Source organism: Mycobacterium sp. NBC_00419 (assembly GCF_036023875.1).
Taxonomy (GTDB): Bacteria; Actinomycetota; Actinomycetes; order Mycobacteriales; family Mycobacteriaceae; genus Mycobacterium.
Map to the genome: position 1 here is coordinate 3,157,031 of NZ_CP107931.1, position 17,000 is coordinate 3,174,030.

Annotated in this window: 4 protein-coding genes; 3 read left to right on the forward strand and 1 reads right to left on the reverse strand. The window is 67.4% G+C overall.

Annotated elements, in window-relative coordinates:
• Positions 1 to 99 precede the first annotated feature (99 nt).
• Positions 100 to 11,109: a type I polyketide synthase gene (locus tag OG976_RS15080; protein WP_328350165.1), complete on the reverse strand. Its 11,010-nt coding sequence runs from the start codon at positions 11,107 to 11,109 to the stop codon at positions 100 to 102.
• 362 nt (positions 11,110 to 11,471) lie between these two features.
• Here OG976_RS15080 and OG976_RS15085 point away from each other — a divergent pair, with 362 nt between their 5' ends.
• From OG976_RS15085 to pe, 3 genes are read left to right on the forward strand one after another with little or no spacing between them, the layout of a single operon-like run.
• Positions 11,472 to 12,881, forward strand: coding sequence for a condensation domain-containing protein (locus tag OG976_RS15085; RefSeq protein WP_328363611.1), 1,410 nt, complete (start codon positions 11,472 to 11,474; stop codon positions 12,879 to 12,881).
• A 30-nt stretch (positions 12,882 to 12,911) separates the two neighbouring features.
• Positions 12,912 to 15,890: an MMPL/RND family transporter gene (locus OG976_RS15090; protein WP_328350166.1), complete on the forward strand. Its 2,979-nt coding sequence runs from the start codon at positions 12,912 to 12,914 to the stop codon at positions 15,888 to 15,890.
• A complete protein-coding gene (pe, locus tag OG976_RS15095; RefSeq protein ID WP_328350167.1) occupies positions 15,887 to 16,999 on the forward strand; it encodes an acyltransferase PE in 1,113 nt (370 codons plus the stop codon). Before OG976_RS15090 ends, pe begins: the two co-directional genes overlap by 4 nt.
• Position 17,000: the final 1 nt, after the last annotated feature.

The following is a 17,000-nucleotide window of genomic DNA, read 5'->3' on the forward strand; positions in this document are numbered from 1 at the left end:
GCGCGTCGCCGCAGGCCCCATCGGTGCAGCTAGTGCCCATGATGGGCGTCGTGCGCCGGTTTGCCCCAGCGTCCGGCGAACCAGATGGTGCGATCGAAATCACACCGGCTGGTCGGCCTGGGACCCGGGCTCGGGCTGCTGCGCGGGCGCCTCGTCGGACGCCGGCAGCTGGCTGGCCAGGTGCTGGGCCAGTTCGCCGATCGTCGGGTAGTCGAACACCGCGGTCGGGCTGATGTCGAACTTGCCGCCGAACTGCCCGAACAGCCGATTGCGCAGCTCGACGGCCATCAGCGAATCCGTCCCCAGGTCCAGGAATCTGCTGGAGGCGGCGGGCGGCTGGGCGAGCCGCAGGAACCCCTGCACCTCGCGCTGCAGGAACTCGGCGATGAAGTCGACCCGCTGCGCCTCCGGCGTCTCCTGGAGTTGGCGCAGCAGTTGGCTGTCGCCGGTCGCTGCCGCGTCGTCGCGCGGAAGCACATTGTCGAGCAGCGGCGGGCGGATGCTGCCCAGCATCTTGGCGGTGCGTTGCCAGTTGGCCTTCAGGACCGTGGCCTGCCCGGCTCCGTGGCGGACCACCTCGCCGAGTGCGGCCAGTGCCGCCTGCGGATCCAGCGGCATCATGCCCTGGGCGCTGAGGTTGGCCAGCGCCGCCTGCGAGCTCGCCATTCCGCCGCTACCCCACGGGCCGAAGTTGACCGCTGTCGCCGGCAGACCCCGAGCCCGGCGGTACGCCGCCAGTCCGTCGAGCAGGCCGTTGGCGGTGGCGTAGTTCACCTGCGAGGGCGAACCCAGAATCGCCGACGCCGAGGAGTAGACGATGAAGAACTCGAGATCGTCCTCGGTGGTCATCCGATGCAGATGGTAGGCGCCGTAGGCCTTGGGCCCCAGCGTCGTCCGGAATCGGTCCAGCGTCTGCGCTGGCAACAACGCGTCATCGAGCACACCGGCCAGATGGGCGATACCGGCCAGGGGCGGCAGTTCGCTGCGGATTCTGGCCAGAATCCCTGCGACCTCGTCCTCGTCGCCGACATCGCCCGGGAAGACGTGGACTCGGCAGTGGTATCGCTCGGTGATCGCGTCGATCGCCTGCTGCGACTCGGCGTCAGGGGAGCGCCGGCTGGTCAGCACGATGTCCCCGGCGCCCAGCTGAGCCAGATACGCCGCGGTGTGCAGACCCAGTGCACCCAGACCGCCGGTGATCAGATAGCTCCGATCCCCGCGCGGCTGAAGAGGTTTGGGCATCTGCACCACGATCTTGCCGATGTGCCGGGCCTGCTGCATCCGCCGGAACGCGGCCCGCGCTTCGGGAAGCGGGTACACCTCAGCCGGTACCGGCGTCCACTCACCGCTGGCCAGCCCCTGAGACACTTCGGACATCAACCGCTGAATGTGGTCGGGGTCGGTCATCATCGTCACGTCCAGGGCGACGATCTCGTACTGGATGTCGGGACGCACCGCCGCCATCTGTTCCGGCGTCCAGATATCGCGCTTTGCGATCTCGGCGAACCGGCCACCCTGAGCGGTCGCCCGGACCGTGGCGTCGACGAACCCCTCGTTGGTGAGGCTGTTGAGCACCACGTCGACGCCCGATCCGCCGGTGTCGGCGAGGATCTGGTCGGCGAAATCTGTTGTGCGCGAATCGTAGACGTACTCGACACCCATTTCACGCAGTGTCGAGCGCTTGTACGTGCTGGCGGTGGCGAAGACAATTGCGCCGTGCCGTCGGGCCATCTGGACCGCTGCCAGACCCACCCCACCGCTGGCGGCGTGGATCAGCACCTTGTCCCCTGGCTTGAGCTTCGCCCAGTCGAAGGCGAGGCGGACCGTCAGCGCAGCGGCGGGAATGGTCGCCGCCTCGACCGCGCCGATCCCGTCCGGAACAGTCGCCAGCAGCTGGGCCGGCACATTGAGCCGACTCGCGAAGGCGCCCTGCATGGAGCCGAACACCCGCTGGCCGACGTCGAATCCGGTGACCTCGGAACCCACTTCGGTGACCACACCGCACAGGTCACCACCGATCGGCCCGGGATCACCGGGGTACAGACCGAGCACGTTGAGCACATCGCGGAAGTTCAGCCCGGCGGCCTCGATGGCGACCTGAACCTCGTGGGGGGCAGGTGCTGTCACGGTGGTCTCCGTCAAGCGGAGGTTGTCGATCGCACCCCGTTCGGTCGGGGCCAGCACGTAGTCGTCGCTGCGGGGCATTGACAGCTGACCACTGCGCGCCCAGTGCAGCAGCCTGGGTACCAGGAACCGGCCCTGGCGAACTGCCGTCTCGGGTTCCACGACTGCAGTGCCCAGAGCGCCGGCAAGCCAGCTCAGCGACTCCTCGCCGGCGTCGGTGTCGACCAGCCGGCACCGCAGCGTCGGCTGTTCGGCGATCAGGGTGCGCCCGAAGCTCCACAGTGCGGACTGCACGGGATCGACCGACTCGCCGGGTTCGGTGGCCACGGCGTGTTCGGTGAGGATCCAGATGCCACCTGGCAGGGTGGCCTTCTGCTCGGTCAGCGCGGTCTGGGAAGCGGCCAGCAGGGCCGCGATCTCGGCCTCCAGCCGGCCCGCCAGCTGGCCCGCTGTCCCGTCGGTATCCGGCTTTCCTGAACTGCGCCAAACGATTCCGGCGACCGGGGCACCGCGTTCGGCGGCATCGGAGAACGCTTGTCGCCAGCTGCCCGGGTCGGCGACGTCATCGATGCCGACAGCGCCCGGCAGCCGGGCGGCCAGGGTGTCGAAACCGGCGACCAGCCAGGTCCCGCTGGCTTTGTCGGCGGTGTCCTGGTCGATTCCCGGCGCCGCCGCCTCCTGCCAGCCCAGGGCGTAGAGCAGGCGTGTCGAGTCCCCTCCCAGCCCGCGCAGCAGTGCCTCTCGCGGAGCGCGCTTGACGGTGAACTCTCGGATGCCGCCCAGTGACCGCCCGTCCGGGTCCACGAAATCGAGGTCGAAGACCTGGGTTTCGTTGTTGACCGCGTTGTTATGCCAGCGGGCCCGGCAGTAGAACCGGCGCGGCATCTTCTCGCGGATCTGGACCTGCCCGTACCTCAGCGGCAGGAACAGGTCGGACATCCCCTGCTCGGCGGCCAGCGTTGCGGGGAAGGCCGGGAACGCAACGCCCGTGCACAGGTCGAGCAGCACTGGGTGGATCGGCTCGGTGCCGAGATGTTCGGCGAGTTCGTCGCCGACGACGATGTCACCGATCGCCTCGCCCTCGCCGACCCACAGCGACTTCAGCGATGTCGCCCACGTCGGACCCCAGGCCAGTTCCATGTCACTGAAGATGTCGAACAGATCCTGGGGCCGGGTCCGCTCCATCTGCTCGATCGCCTCGTCCGGACCGACAGCGGCATCCGGCGACTCGGGCTCGGTATCCGCACCGGTCACCAGACTGCCGTCGGCGTTCAGCGACCATTCCGCGTCCCGAACCCCGTGGGGGCGGCTGTGCACCTGGAACTTCCAGCCATCGTCGACCGGATGAAGCGTTAGCTGGACTTCACGAGAAGCTTTGTCCGGCAGGATGATCGGCTCGTAGAAGAACGCCTCTTGCACGCGTGCGGGCGCACCTGCGGCGGCCAGCGCCATCGCCGCATAGGTTGCTCCCGGCACCACCACGGTGCCGTAGATCACGTGATGAGCGAGCCACGGCTGAGTCTTGACCGACAGCACGCTGCTGTACACGGTGTCGCCGGAAGCGAGATCCTTTGCGCTGCCGACGATGCCGGATGCCGACAGCCCGCCTGAGGTCAGTGCGGACATGCCGGAGCTCTTCGGCCAGTACCGGCGCCGCTGGAACGGATAGGTGGGCAGCTCGAGCGTGCGCCCCGGCGTGTGCTGTCCGGCACCGAAATTGGGCCGATGCCCGCAGACGTACGTCGTGGCCAGCGCTTCGGCGATCTGCCGGGCAGCGTTGGCTCCCTTGCGCAGCGAGACGATCGCAAGCGGCGTCGCCGACGACTCCGGCCAGCTCTGCAGAGCCGCAGCGGTCAGGATCGGCTGTGGACCGATCTCCATCAGGACCGAGCAGCCCAACGCGGCGACGGTGCGCACGCTTTCGGTGAACTGCACGGGTTGGCGGGAATGGCGCCGCCAGTACTGCGCATCCAGCGGGGTCTGGGCGTTGAGCACCATCCCGGTGCGGTTGCAGACCAGAGGCAGTGTGGGGGCGTCGAAATGGAACTGGCCGGCGAACGCCTCGAACTCGTCGAGAACCGGCTCGAGCAGTTCGGAATGGAAGGCGTGGCTGGTCTCCAGCCAGGTGCACCGGGTCCCGTCCTGGCCGCAGGCTTCGGCAATCTTCTCGAGGTCCTCGGCCGGCCCCGACAGGACGGTGTTGCGGCCGTTGTACGCGCCGACCGAGACGCGCGGGAAACCCTCGGCGGCGCGCTCGACGTAGTCCGGATCGGCGAAGATCGCCACCATCCGACCACCCGGCGGCAAGCTGCCGAACAGCCTGCCGCGTTCGGCGATCAGCCGGGCGCCGTCCTCGAGGCTGAACACGCCCGCCACGCATGCCGCGGCGTACTGGCCCACGCTGTGGCCGAGCACCACGTCGGGTTCAATGCCCCACGATTGCCATAGCCGGGCCAGCCCCATCTCGACTGCGAATATCGCCGGCTGTGCAAACGACGTGTGCCGCAACGTTTCTGCGGCCGCCCGGTCGGTGCTGTAGAGCACCTCCAGCAACGGCTGCGGCAGTATCGGATCGACGGCCTGCGCGCAGCGCCGCATCGTCTCAGCGAATACCGGCTCACTGTCGAACAGTTCGCGTGCCATCCCGGCGTACTGGCTGCCCTGGCCGGGAAAGAACCACGCCGTGGTGGGTGGGTCGGCGCATTCTCTGCGCAGCACGCCCGGCCGTGTCCGGTTGGCCAGCAGATCTTCCAGGAGGAGCCCGGCCTCCCGCGGCGAGTTCGCGACGATCGCAGCGCGGTGCTCGAAGTGGGAGCGTCCCGTGCCGGCGGTGAAACACACGTCGGCGAAGGGGACGTCGGGATGCTCGGCCAGCCAGCCGGTGTATCGCTGCGCCAGCGCCATCAGGCCTGGCGCGGAACGTGCGGACAGCGGCAGGACGCTGAACGGCTCCCGGGTCTGCTCGGGTGCGGGGACCTCGTCGGTCGGTTCGGCGGCGTCGGAGGTCGCGGGTGCTTCCTCGATGACGACGTGGGCATTCGTGCCGGTGAACCCGAAGGCGCTGACACCGGCCCGCCGCGGTCGACCCTCGGGATGCCATGGCGTCGCGTGGTCGACGACACGCACGGGCAGCGAGTCCCACGGGATATGCGGTGACGGGTCGTGGAAGTGCAGGCTCGGCGGCAGCAGGTCGTGTTGCAGGGACAACACGACCTTGACCAGACCGGCGACCCCGGCCGCGGACTCCAGATGCCCGATGTTGGTCTTGGCCGTGCCGATCAGCAGCGGCCGGCTCGGATCGCGGTCGGCGCCGTAGACGGCGGCGGCGGCCTGCACTTCGATCGGGTCGCCCAGCGGAGTGCCGGTGCCGTGCGCCTCGAGGTAGTCCACATCAGCGCCGGTCAGACCCGCGCGCGCCAGCGCGGTGGCGATGAGCCGTTGCTGCGCACCACCGTTGGGAACGGTCAGCCCACTGGATGCGCCGTCCTGGTTCACTGCGGTGCTGCGGATGACGGCACAGATCCGGTCGCCGTCACGCTGGGCGTCGCTGAGGCGCTTGAGCACCAGGACACCACAGCCCTCGCCGCGGACGTAGCCGTCGGCCGCGGCGTCGAAGGTTTTGCATCGGCCGTCGGGGGCCAACATCCGGGCGCGGGAGGCGGCGACGAGCGACGCCGGGCTCAGCAGGACGTTCACCCCGGCGGCCAGAGCCAAGTCGCAGTCACCGGAGCGCAGTGCCTGGGTGGCCTGGTGGACGGCTACCAGCGAGGAGCTGCATGCGGTGTCGACGGCCATGGCGGGGCCCTCAAGCCCGAGGACGAAGGCAACCCGGCCGGCGACGGCGTTGAGCGCATTGCCGGTGATGAAGTGGGCTTCGAGGTTGTCCACCGAATCCCCGGACAGCAGATGCGAATACTCGTTGGCGCCCACGCCGACGAAGACCCCGGTCCGGCTGCCCCGCAGCGACGCCGCGGAATAGCCCGCCCGCTCCAGGCCTTCCCAGGCGACTTCGAGCATCAGTCGCTGTTGAGGGTCGATCCAGACCGCTTCGCGCGGGGAGATGCCGAAGAACTCCGGGTCGAATCCGTCGACGCTGTCGAGGTATCCGCCACTGCGGGTGTAGATCTTGCCCGCAGCTTGCTGGTCGGGATCGTAGAACTCGTCGATGTCGAAGCGGTCCTCGGGAATCTCTCGGATCGCGTCTACCCCGTGGGACAGCACATCCCAGTAGGCGTCGGGATCCGGGGCACCCGGGAATCGGCACGCCACCGAGACGATCGCGATCGGTTCATCGGCGCCCGCGATCGCCAGTGACGCGGTAGGTGCCGCGGCGGCGGGCGTCGGCCGGTCGCTGAGCTCGAGGACGTCGCCGATCAGGTAGGTGGCAACATCCGATAGCCGCGGATAGTCCATCGCCAGTGTGGCGGGCAGTTCCTTGCCGACGGCCTGCTCCAGCCGGCGGCGCAGTTCGACCGCCATCAGCGAATCCATGCCGAGATCGAAGAATCCCGTGTCCTCGCGGATCTCCGAGGCGTCGATCCTGGTCACCTCTGCCACGGTGGTGCGCAGGTGGTCCAGGACGAGCTTGCGGCGCTGCTGCGCCGGCGCCGCGGTCAGGCGTTCGACCAGTCGGGTACTCCCGGATGTCTGCGCCGCGGGGGCCGTCTCATCGGGTGCGGACAGGCGCGCCTCCTGACCCACCTCGTCGAGGAGGGCGCGGCGTCCGGTCTGTAGGTACACGGCCAGGAATCGATTCCAGTCGACCCGTGCCACCACCTGCTGCGCGGGTGACTGCGCAGGCCCCATCGATTCGGCCATCGCGGCCAGGGCATCGCCTGGTGTCAGCGGATGGATTCCGCGGCGTTCCAGTTGCGCTCGTGCCGCAGGGTCGGCCATGCCCGTCGTCCACGGGCCGAAGTTGACGCTGATGCCGGGAATGCCGTGCTCGCGGAGCCGCCAGGTGAGTCCGTCGAGGAAGCCGTTGGCCGCACTGTAGGCGCTCTGCCCGTAACTACCCCACACCGAGGAGATCGAGGACGTCGACACGAAGAAGTCCAGTTGCCTGCCGGCGCACGCCTCACTCAGATTCCAAGCGCCCCAGACCTTTCCATCGAAGGTCCGGTCGATGTCGTCACCTGACAACGCACTGAGCGGGGTGGTGTCGTTCACCCCGGCGGCATGCACGACGCCGGCCAGCGGAGGAAGTTCGGCGTCGATGGTTGCCAGCAGTGCGGTCACATCGTGCGGATCGGCGACGTCGGCGGTGATCACCCGGACCTTGCAGTGGTGCCGTTCGGCGAGCGCGTCGATGCGCTGCCGGGTGGCCTCGCCCGGCAGTTGACGGCCGGTCAGTACCAGCTGTCGGGCGCCGTGTGCCGCCAGGTACTGCGCAAACTCCAGGCCGAGTGATCCCAGCCCGCCGGTAACCAGATAGGTTGCCTCGCTGCGTAATACGAGCGGAGCCGCACCCGATCGAGCGGTTCGTCGGGTCAATCGGGGGACGTAGGTGGTGTCCTCGCGTACCGCGATCTGATCCTCACCGGCGACAGCGCCGACGATGTGGTTGACTAGCCTGCTCCACTGGCCGGCATCACCGTCTGCCAGGTCGGCGAGGCCGCCCCAGACCTGCGGGTACTCCAATGCAGCGGAGCGGCAGAAGCCCCACAGACTGGTGTGATCGGGTGAGACGGGATCGGAGTCGAGGATGTGTTGGGCACCCTTGGTCACGACCCAGACGGGGGTTCTCAACTCGGCGGCCGCCGCGGCCCGGAACACCCGCTGCGTGGCACCCAGGACCCGGTGCTGCATCCGCAGCAGAGAGCGCACCGACGCCGCGCTGTCACCGCCTGACGTCGACTCCAGCGCGGCGCAGTGCAGGATCCGCAGCCCCGGTTGGTCGTTCGCCAGCTCGCGCAGCGTGGCGACGAGGCGCTGTTCGTCGTCGTCGGACACTGGCAGTTCGACGATGTGATGGCGGTGGCCGAGGGTGGTCAGCAGCTCGGCCAACGCCTGAACGGCCCCGCTGTCGTCGGCAACAAGGAGCCACGTTGCAGCTGCCGCGGCTCCCGGCGTCGGGGAGCCGTCGAACTTCTGCCACCGAACCTCGTAGCACGTGTCCGCGATCGATCGGGCATCGCGCTGCTGATTGTGTTGTGCGGCAAGCAACGTCAAAGAGTCAATGGTCGACTGTTCGCCGCCGGCACCGCCGAGCAGTGCGGCCAACTCCTCGATCCGGCCCTCTTCGAGCAGTCGGACGACATCGGTGCGGTCGGCGGTGTCGCTGCGGCCCGACCGGCGATGGACGCCGTCGGTCTGGCGGAACCAGTAGTGCCGATGCTGGAAGGGGTAGGTGGGCAGGTCGAGCATGCGGGCCGACTGCTCGGTGAGTGCGTCGAAGTCGGGCTGATGGCCGGCGACGTAGGCGTGGGCCAATGCGTCCGTGATGTGCCGGTGGTCGGCAGCGTTGCGGCGAAGCGACGCAACCGCTTTCGGTGCGTTGGCCGGGTCCGGCCAGGCGCGTAGTGCAGTGGCGGTGAGCACCGGCTGGGGGCCCACTTCCAGGAGCATGGTGCAGCCGAGTTCGGCCAGGGTGGCTACACATTTGGCGAACTGGACCGGCTGGCGGGCATGGCGGCGCCAGTAGGGGCCATCGAGTTTGGCCGTTCGGCCGAGCGCGGCACCCGTCCGATTGCATAGCAGAATCCGTTGCGGCGGAGCAAAGGTGAAGCCGCTGGCGATCGCCTCGAACGCGTCGAGGGCCGGGTCCAGGAGCGACGAGTGGAATGCGTGACTGGTATCGAGCCAATCGCAGCGCGCGCCCTCGTCGGACAGCTGGGCGACGGCCTGCTCCAGGTCGGTCGCGGGACCGGACAGAACCGTGTTGGCGCCGTTGTAGGCGGCCACCGACAGGCTCGGGAACTCGTCGGTGATCCGTTCGACCCGGTCGGCGTCGGCGAAGATGGCACACATCTGCCCACCGGCGGCCAGATCGCCGAACAGCCGACCACGCTCGGCCAGCAATCGGGCACCGTCCTCGAGGCTGAACACTCCCGCGACGCAGGCGGCCGAGTACTGGCCGACGCTGTGTCCCAGCACCACATCCGGCTCGAAACCCCACGATTGCCACAGCCGGGCCAAGCCCATCTCCACGGCGAAGATGGCAGGTTGGGCATGACGGGTCTGCTTGAGGGTCTCGGCACCGTCGGAATCGAAGACGATCTCCAGCAGCGGCTTGTCGAGCACATCGGAAACCGCTCGTGCACAACGATTCAGCGTGTCGGCGAAGACCGGCTCGGTCTCGAAGAGCTCGCGGGCCATACCCGTGTACTGGCTGCCCTGTCCGGGAAACAGCCACGCGGTCTTGGGCGGGGCGGCGCTGTGCCCACGGACCAAGCCTTGGGCGGGTAGGTCGTCGGCCAGCGCACCGAGCAACTCGCGGGCCGAGTCGACCGAGTTCACGACCAGGGCTGCCCGGTGCTCCAAGTGCGCGCGGCCGGTGCCGGTGGTCAGGCACACGTCGGCCAGCGTGGCCTCAGGATGCTCAGTGAGCCAGGTGCGGTAGTTCTGTGCGGTCTGCACCAGTGCGGCCGGGGTGCGCGCGCTCAGCGTGAGCAGGCTGAACCGCCGGTCGTCCGCCGGTTCGGCAGGCGCGGCCGCCGGCGCGGGCAGCGGCGCCTCCTCGAGGATGACGTGCGCATTGGTACCCGAGAATCCGAACGAGCTGATCCCGGCGATCCGCGGTCGCGGGCCCCGTTCCCAGGCGAGTGGCTCCTCGACGACCCGCACCGGAATCCGGTCCCACGGAATGTGCGGCGACGGATTCTGGAAGTTGAGATGTTTCGGTAGTTCCTGGTGTTCCAGGGCGAGGACGACCTTGAGGACACCCGCGACGCCCGCGGCGGCCTCCAGGTGCCCGATGTTCGTCTTCGCCGAGCCGATCAGCAGCGGTTCGCCCGCGTCACGCCCGGCTCCGAGCACGGCGGCGGCAGCCTGCACCTCGATGGGATCGCCCAGCGAGGTGCCGGTGCCGTGCGCCTCCAGATAGCTGACATCGCGCGCGTCCACGCCCGCCCGCTGCAACGCTTCGGTGATGACCCGCTGCTGGGCCACCCCGTTGGGCACCGTCAATCCGCCGGAGGCCCCGTCTTGGTTGACGGCGCTGCCGCGGATCACCGCACGGATGTGGTCACCGTCGCGCACCGCGTCGGCGAGGCGCTTGATGACCAGGACACCGCACCCCTCGCCGCGCACGTAGCCGTCGGCCGCCGCGTCGAAGGTCTTGCACCGCCCGTCCGGCGCCAGCATCCGGGACTGGGAGAACGTGATCATGGTGGCCGGGCTGAGCAGAACGTTCACTCCGCCGGCCAGGGCGAGGTCGCACTCGTCGAACCGCAACGCCTGGCACGCCTGGTGGATCGCCACCAGTGACGAGCTGCAGGCGGTGTCGACGGTGATCGCGGGTCCCTGCAGGCCTAGCCGGTAGCTGATCCGACCGGCGCCGGCGGCCGCCGACGTTCCGATCGCCATATAGGCCTCGATCTCCGGATAGTCCAGATCCGCGGAGGCCATGGTCAGGTAGTCATGGGTGGATTGCCCGACGAAGACGCCTGTTCTGGTGTTGGCCAACGACGTTGGTGCGGTACCGGAATGCTCGACCGCGTGCCAGGCGGTTTCCAGCAGCAGCCGGTGCTGCGGATCCATCAGATTGGCCTCGCGGGGCGACACCCCGAAGAACGGCGCATCGAACCCCGTCGCGTCGGTGACGAACCCGGCCCGCCGGGTCACCACCTTCCCCGGAGTCGAGGGGTCCGCGTCGAAGAACTCCTCGGAGTCCCACCTGTCGGCAGGAACCTGCGATATCGCGTCACGACCGCTGCTCAGGACATCCCAGTACTCATCGGCGTCCGCTGCCCCGGGAAGGCGCGCCGCGTATCCGATGATCGCGAAACGGGGCGCCTGGGGCGTCGGGTCGTCGGTGTTGGGCATGGGTTGTGCTCTCCGCATCACTCAGATGTCGGCGCTCGGCGCCAGAACGCATGATGACGAGGACTGTGGTGCCAATGGCCACGGCGCCCGCAATGCCCCCCCAAACCATGTCCTACCGCTTTACGCGTGGGTCAGTATTGCACGCGGGTCCCCGCGGACGCCGCTATCCAAATGCGATTCACAGCTCGGTGCCCGGCCGGATCGAGGCAATTAACGGGCAGTGCGACTATGGTCCATGCTTGCGGCCCCCGGGGGGCCGCGGCGACCTCGCCGGCCATCCGGACTCGCCGCCCTCCGGGGCTGGTTCGGGTGTACTACCAGCGGGTTCGCGTTCGGGGTGTGTAGTGATGCGGGAGGACCTGTTGCAGATCGGCAAGATCACGATCGGCACCATTGACGATTGGGACCCACGGCCAGGAGCGGTGATCTCCTGGCACCCGACCAAGGCTGCCGTCGAGAAGGCCAGACAGGCACCGGTCAGTCCGGTACCGGTCAGCTACATGCAGAGCCAGCACATCCGCGGCGTCTACCACCAGGCAGCCGCCGGGCTGGACTATTCACGGCAGATCATCGCGACATGCGAAGTTCCCGGTCAATGCGATGTCGAGGCGATGAGCCGGGCGATCAACTCCTACCTTCGCCGCCACGACACCTACCGGAGCTGGTTCGAGTACTCCGGTAGCGGCGACGTGGTGCGGCATTCGATCACCGATCCGTCGGATATCGAATTCGAGGCGCACAACTACGGTGAGATGGATGTCGCGGAAGCGCGCAAACATATCGTCGATATCCCGAGTCCGTTGGAGTGGGGCTGCTTCTCCTTCGGAATCGTGCAGAGCGCGGAGCATTTCGATTTCTACGCCAGCATCGATCATGTGCACGGGGATGCGGCGCTGATCGGGATCACCATGCTCGAAGCCCACGGCATGTACTCGTCATTGACCACTACCGGTCACGAGCTGACATTGCCCGAGGCGGGCAGTTTCGACGACTTCTGCCGCCAGGAACACGAACGCAATGCCGCACTCACCGTCGATTCACCCGAGGTTCGTGCGTGGATCGAATTCGCCGAGCAGAACGGTGGCACGCTGCCGGAATTTCCGCTGCCGCTGGGTGATCCGTCGGAACCGACGGTCGCCGACATGGTCGGCGAAATGTTGCTTGACCCCGACCAAAGCGCGAGATTCGAGGCCGCGTGCTCGGCCGCCGGGGTTCGTTTCGTCGGCGGTCTGTATGCGTGTACGGCGATGGTCGAGCATGAATTGACCGGGGCCGCTACCTATTACGGACTCACCCCCAGAGATACCCGCAGAACGTCGGACAATTTCATGACGCAGGGGTGGTTTACCGGTCTGGTTCCGGTCACCGTTCCGATTGCTGCGGCGTCGTTCAGTGAAGCCGCATGGTCGGCGCAGGCGTCTTTCGATTCGGGTCTGAACCTGGCCAGGGTGCCCTATTACCGGGTGCTGGAATTGGCCGACTGGCTGGACAAGCCTCACCCGAACTTCCCGGTGTCGAACTTTCTGCATGGGAACGCGGCCCCGATGAATGCGGTACTGGCCGCAGCGGATATGGGCTATTCGAACAACATCGGTATTTATGCCGACGGGCGGTTCTCGTTTCAGCTGACGATCTATGTCTTCCGGTACGACGGGGGCACCGCGATGGCGGTGATGTTCCCGGACAACCCGATTGCCCAGAAATCTGTCGCACGCTACATCGCAGCGATGAAGTCGGTGTGCGTGCGGGTGGCCGACAGCGGCCAGTGGTGACGTTGTGGTGATGTTGGGCGAGAGGGTGTCGTGCGACGACTAGCCGATTGTGTGGTGCGCTGGCCCTGGGTGGTGATCGGATTCTGGGCGGCGCTGTTGGTAGCCCTGCCGCTGTCGGTTCCCAGCCTGAACGACATGGCGACCAAGCACCCCCTGTCGATGCTGCCCGCCGATGCACCCTCGAGCATTGCCGCCCGGCAGATGACCGAGGCGTTCCAAGAGCCCGGCGGTGACGATCTGCTCCTGGTGGTCCTGACCGCCGAGCGCGGTCTTGATCAGACGCACGAAGCCACCTATCGCAAGTTGGTCGGTGCGCTGCGCGACGACCCGCATGACGTCGTGATGCTGCAGGAATTTATCGGAACACCGGCTCTGCGTTCGGTTTTGACCAGCAAGGACAACAAGTCCTGGGTGGTGCCGATCGGGCTTTCCGGTGCTCTGGGTACCCCGCAGTCCTACGCCGCCTACAAGCGGGTCGCCGACATCGTCAAGATGAGCACTGCGGGTAGTCCGCTGGAGGTCCACCTGACGGGGCCGGCAGCCACCGTCGCCGATCTCACCGCTGCCGGCCAGTCCGACCGGCTGCCGATCGAGATCGCCATCGGGGTCCTGGTACTCCTGGTGCTGCTCGTCGTCTATCGCAACCCCATCACCATGCTGTTGCCGCTGATCGGGATCGGGACGTCGCTGGTGATCGCGCAGTCGACGGTCGCCGCGGTGTCTGAGTGGACCGGCCTGGCGGTGTCCAACCAGGCGATCATCCTGCTCAGCGCGATAATCGCCGGTGCCGGAACAGATTATGCCGTCTTCCTGATCAGCCGCTATCACGATTTCCTGCGGCAGGGCGACACCTCCGATGACGCGGTCCGCCGGGCATTGGGCTCGGTGGGCAAGGTCATCACCGCGTCGGCCGCCACGATCGGTGTCACGTTCCTGGGCATCAGCTTCGCCAGGATGGGGGTGTTCTCCACCGTCGGTGTGTCGTCCGCCATCGGCGTCGGGGTGTCATACCTGGCCGCTATCACGCTGCTGCCGGCGATCATCGTGCTGGCCGGGCCGCGCGGTTGGATAACGCCGCGCAGGGAACTCACCGCGCGCTGGTGGCGACGGTCGGGGGTTCGAATCGTGCGCCGCCCGCTGGCCCATCTGGTGGCCAGCATGCTGGTGCTGCTTCTGCTGGCCAGCTCGGTGGCATTCGCCAGGTACAACTACGACGACCGCAAGGCGCTGGCGGCCTCGGTGCCGAGCTCGGTCGGCTATGCCGCTCTGGAGCGGCACTTCGACATCAACCAGTTGATTCCGTCTTACGTCCTGATCCGTTCACCGCAGGACCTGCGCAACCCGCAGGCGCTGGCGGATCTCGAACAGATGGCGGGCCGCATCAGTCAGCTTCCCGATATCGCGATGGTCAGCGGGATCACCCGGCCGCTGGGTGTGGTTCCGAAGGAGTTCCGGGCCACCTATCAGGCGGGCCTGGTCGGCGATCGGCTGAGCACGGGTGCGGCGGCGATCTCCGACAACATGGACGATCTGCATCGACTGGCCAACGGGGCCGACACGCTGGCAACCAACCTGGGCGATGTGCGCGGCCAGGTCAGTCAGGTTGCGACCAGCATCCAGTCCTTGGTCGACGCGTTCTCCTCCATCAAGGGGCAGTACGGCGGCGACAAACTGGTCAAGAACGTCGAAGTCGCAGCCAAGCTGGTCAACGCGGTCAATCGGCTCGGCAACGCGATGGGGGTGAGTTTCACCGCGGCCCGGGACATGTTCGCCTGGGTGGGTCCGGTGCTCGTGGCGCTGCACGGCAATGCGGTGTGCGACCTCGACCCGTCCTGCGCCGAGACCCGCGGCCACTTCCAGGCCCTCGTCGACGCCCGCAATGACGGCACCATCGACGAGATCAACGATCTGGCCGGGCAATTGCAGTCCATGCAGGACAAGCAGTCGCTCAGTGCGGCGTTGGAACAACTCAACGGCGCCTTCGGCCGGCTGTCCAAGATCATGAACACCATGGGCCTGGATACGCCCGCCGGTGCCAAGGCCGGCACCGGAAAGCTGCGCAGGAGTGCCGATCAGGCGGCAAGCGGCAGCCGTGAGGTGGCGGCCGGCGTCGACGAGGTCGTCAACCAGATCACGCTGATGCGCAGTGGACTCGACCAGGCCGCGGCGTTCCTGCTGTCGATGAAGCAGAACGCGGCCACACCGGCGATGGCGGGCTTCAACATTCCGCCCGAGGTTCTCGGGCTGCCCGATTTCAAGACGGCCACCAAAGTGTTCATCTCACCGGACGGCCACGCGGCCCGCTACCTCGTGCTGACCAAACTCGATCCATTCAGCGCCGCGGCGATGGATCAGGTGTCCACCATCGCCGACACCGCGAAAGGCGCGCAGCCCAACACGATGCTGGCCGACGCCACGATATCGATGGGCGGCTACCCTGCCGCGCTGCGCGATACCCGCGACTACTACCACGGCGACATCCGGTTCATCATCGCGATGACCACCATCATCGTGCTGCTGATCCTGATGGTGTTGCTGCGCGCGTTCATCGCGCCGCTGTATCTGGTCGGCACGGTGGTGCTGTCGTACTTCGCGGCGCTGGGTCTGGGCGTCCTGGTTTTCCAGGTGCTGCTGCATCAGCACCTGCACTGGACGGTGCCGCCGTTGGCATTCGTGGTGCTCGTCGCGGTGGGAGCCGACTACAACCTGCTGTTCGCCTCGCGACTGCGTGATGGGACGCACGGCGCCACCCGGTACGGCATCGTCCGGACGCTGTCCTCGACCGGGGGTGTCATCACCGCGGCCGGATTGATCTTCGCGGCGTCGATGTCCGGGCTGATGTTCTCCAGCATCGGTACGGTCGTGCAAGGCGGGTTCGTGATCGGTGCCGGAATCCTGCTGGACACATTCCTGGTCAGGACCATCACCGTGCCCGCCATCGCTACTCTGGTCGGAAAGGCGAACTGGTGGCCGTCTCGATCCATCCGGCAGGGGAGTAGTAGGGCGTGAAGAAGCTACTCGCGGCAGCAACGGTGCTTGTGATGCTGGGCGCCACCGGAGGTATCGCCACCGCAGATCAGCCGTCTCCGGATGTGTCACCGGACAACGGGACCGCACGGCTGGGCACCCCGGGCCGGGGTTACGCACTCGGCGGCGCCCACGTTCTCGGAATCCCGTATGACGAATACATCCGCCGGACCGGTGCCGAATGGTTCCCGGGTCTGGAACGGCAGATCGTCGACTATCCCGCCGGGCAGGTGCAGGGCCACGTGCTGGAACGGATGTTCCCCGGTATCGGCCGGCTCGACGACAACTTCCCCGGACTGGGTATCGACGGTCCGAGTATCGGCGAATCGGTCGACGAGGGCGAGGTCAATCTCTCGAACGCGATCCGGGCCGGCGGCCCGGGGACCGCGATCGGATTGTCCGAAGGCGCGCTGGTGCTCAACGCCGTACAAGCCCGGCTGGCCAACGACCCGACCGCTCCGCCGCCGGACCAGCTGTCCTTCGCCACCTACGGTGATCCCGTCGCCCGGCACCCCTTCGGCGAGAGCTTCCTGACGCAGAACTTCCCGGTGGGTGCCGTCGTTCCGGCGATGGACTACCGGATTCCCGCCCCGGTGGAGAGCCAGTACGACACCTACCAGTTCGTGTCCGCCTACGACAGCATCGCCGATTGGCCGGATCGCCAGGACAATTGGATGTCCATGGCGAACGCGATCGTCGGGTTGGCCACTGGCCACACCGCGGTCGCCTTCACCAACCCCAGCATGGTTCCGCCCCAGAACATCCGGACCACGGTGAACTCCAGGGGGGCCAAGACGACGACCTACCTGATCCCCGAGCAGCATCTGCCCCTGGTGTTGCCGTTCAAGTACCTCGACGTCGACGAAGCGACCCTGAACCGGCTCGACGGGGTGCTCAAACCCATGGTGGATTCCGGCTATTCACGCAACGACGATCCGGCCACGGCGCCGATCGAGGTGGATCCGGTGAACGGTTACGATCCCGCCGCCGTCACTGCGCCGGCAACCCAGGCCGCCTTCGGTGGTGGCGCCGACCCGGTGTCGCAGTTGATGGCCGGTCTGCAGTACGTGCTGTCGCACAGCCCACGCTGAG

Coding starts and splice junctions, on each gene's coding strand:
- OG976_RS15080 (WP_328350165.1), bottom strand. CDS start 11,109: ATGCCCAACACCGACGACCCGACGCCCCAGGCGCCCCGTTTCGCGATC.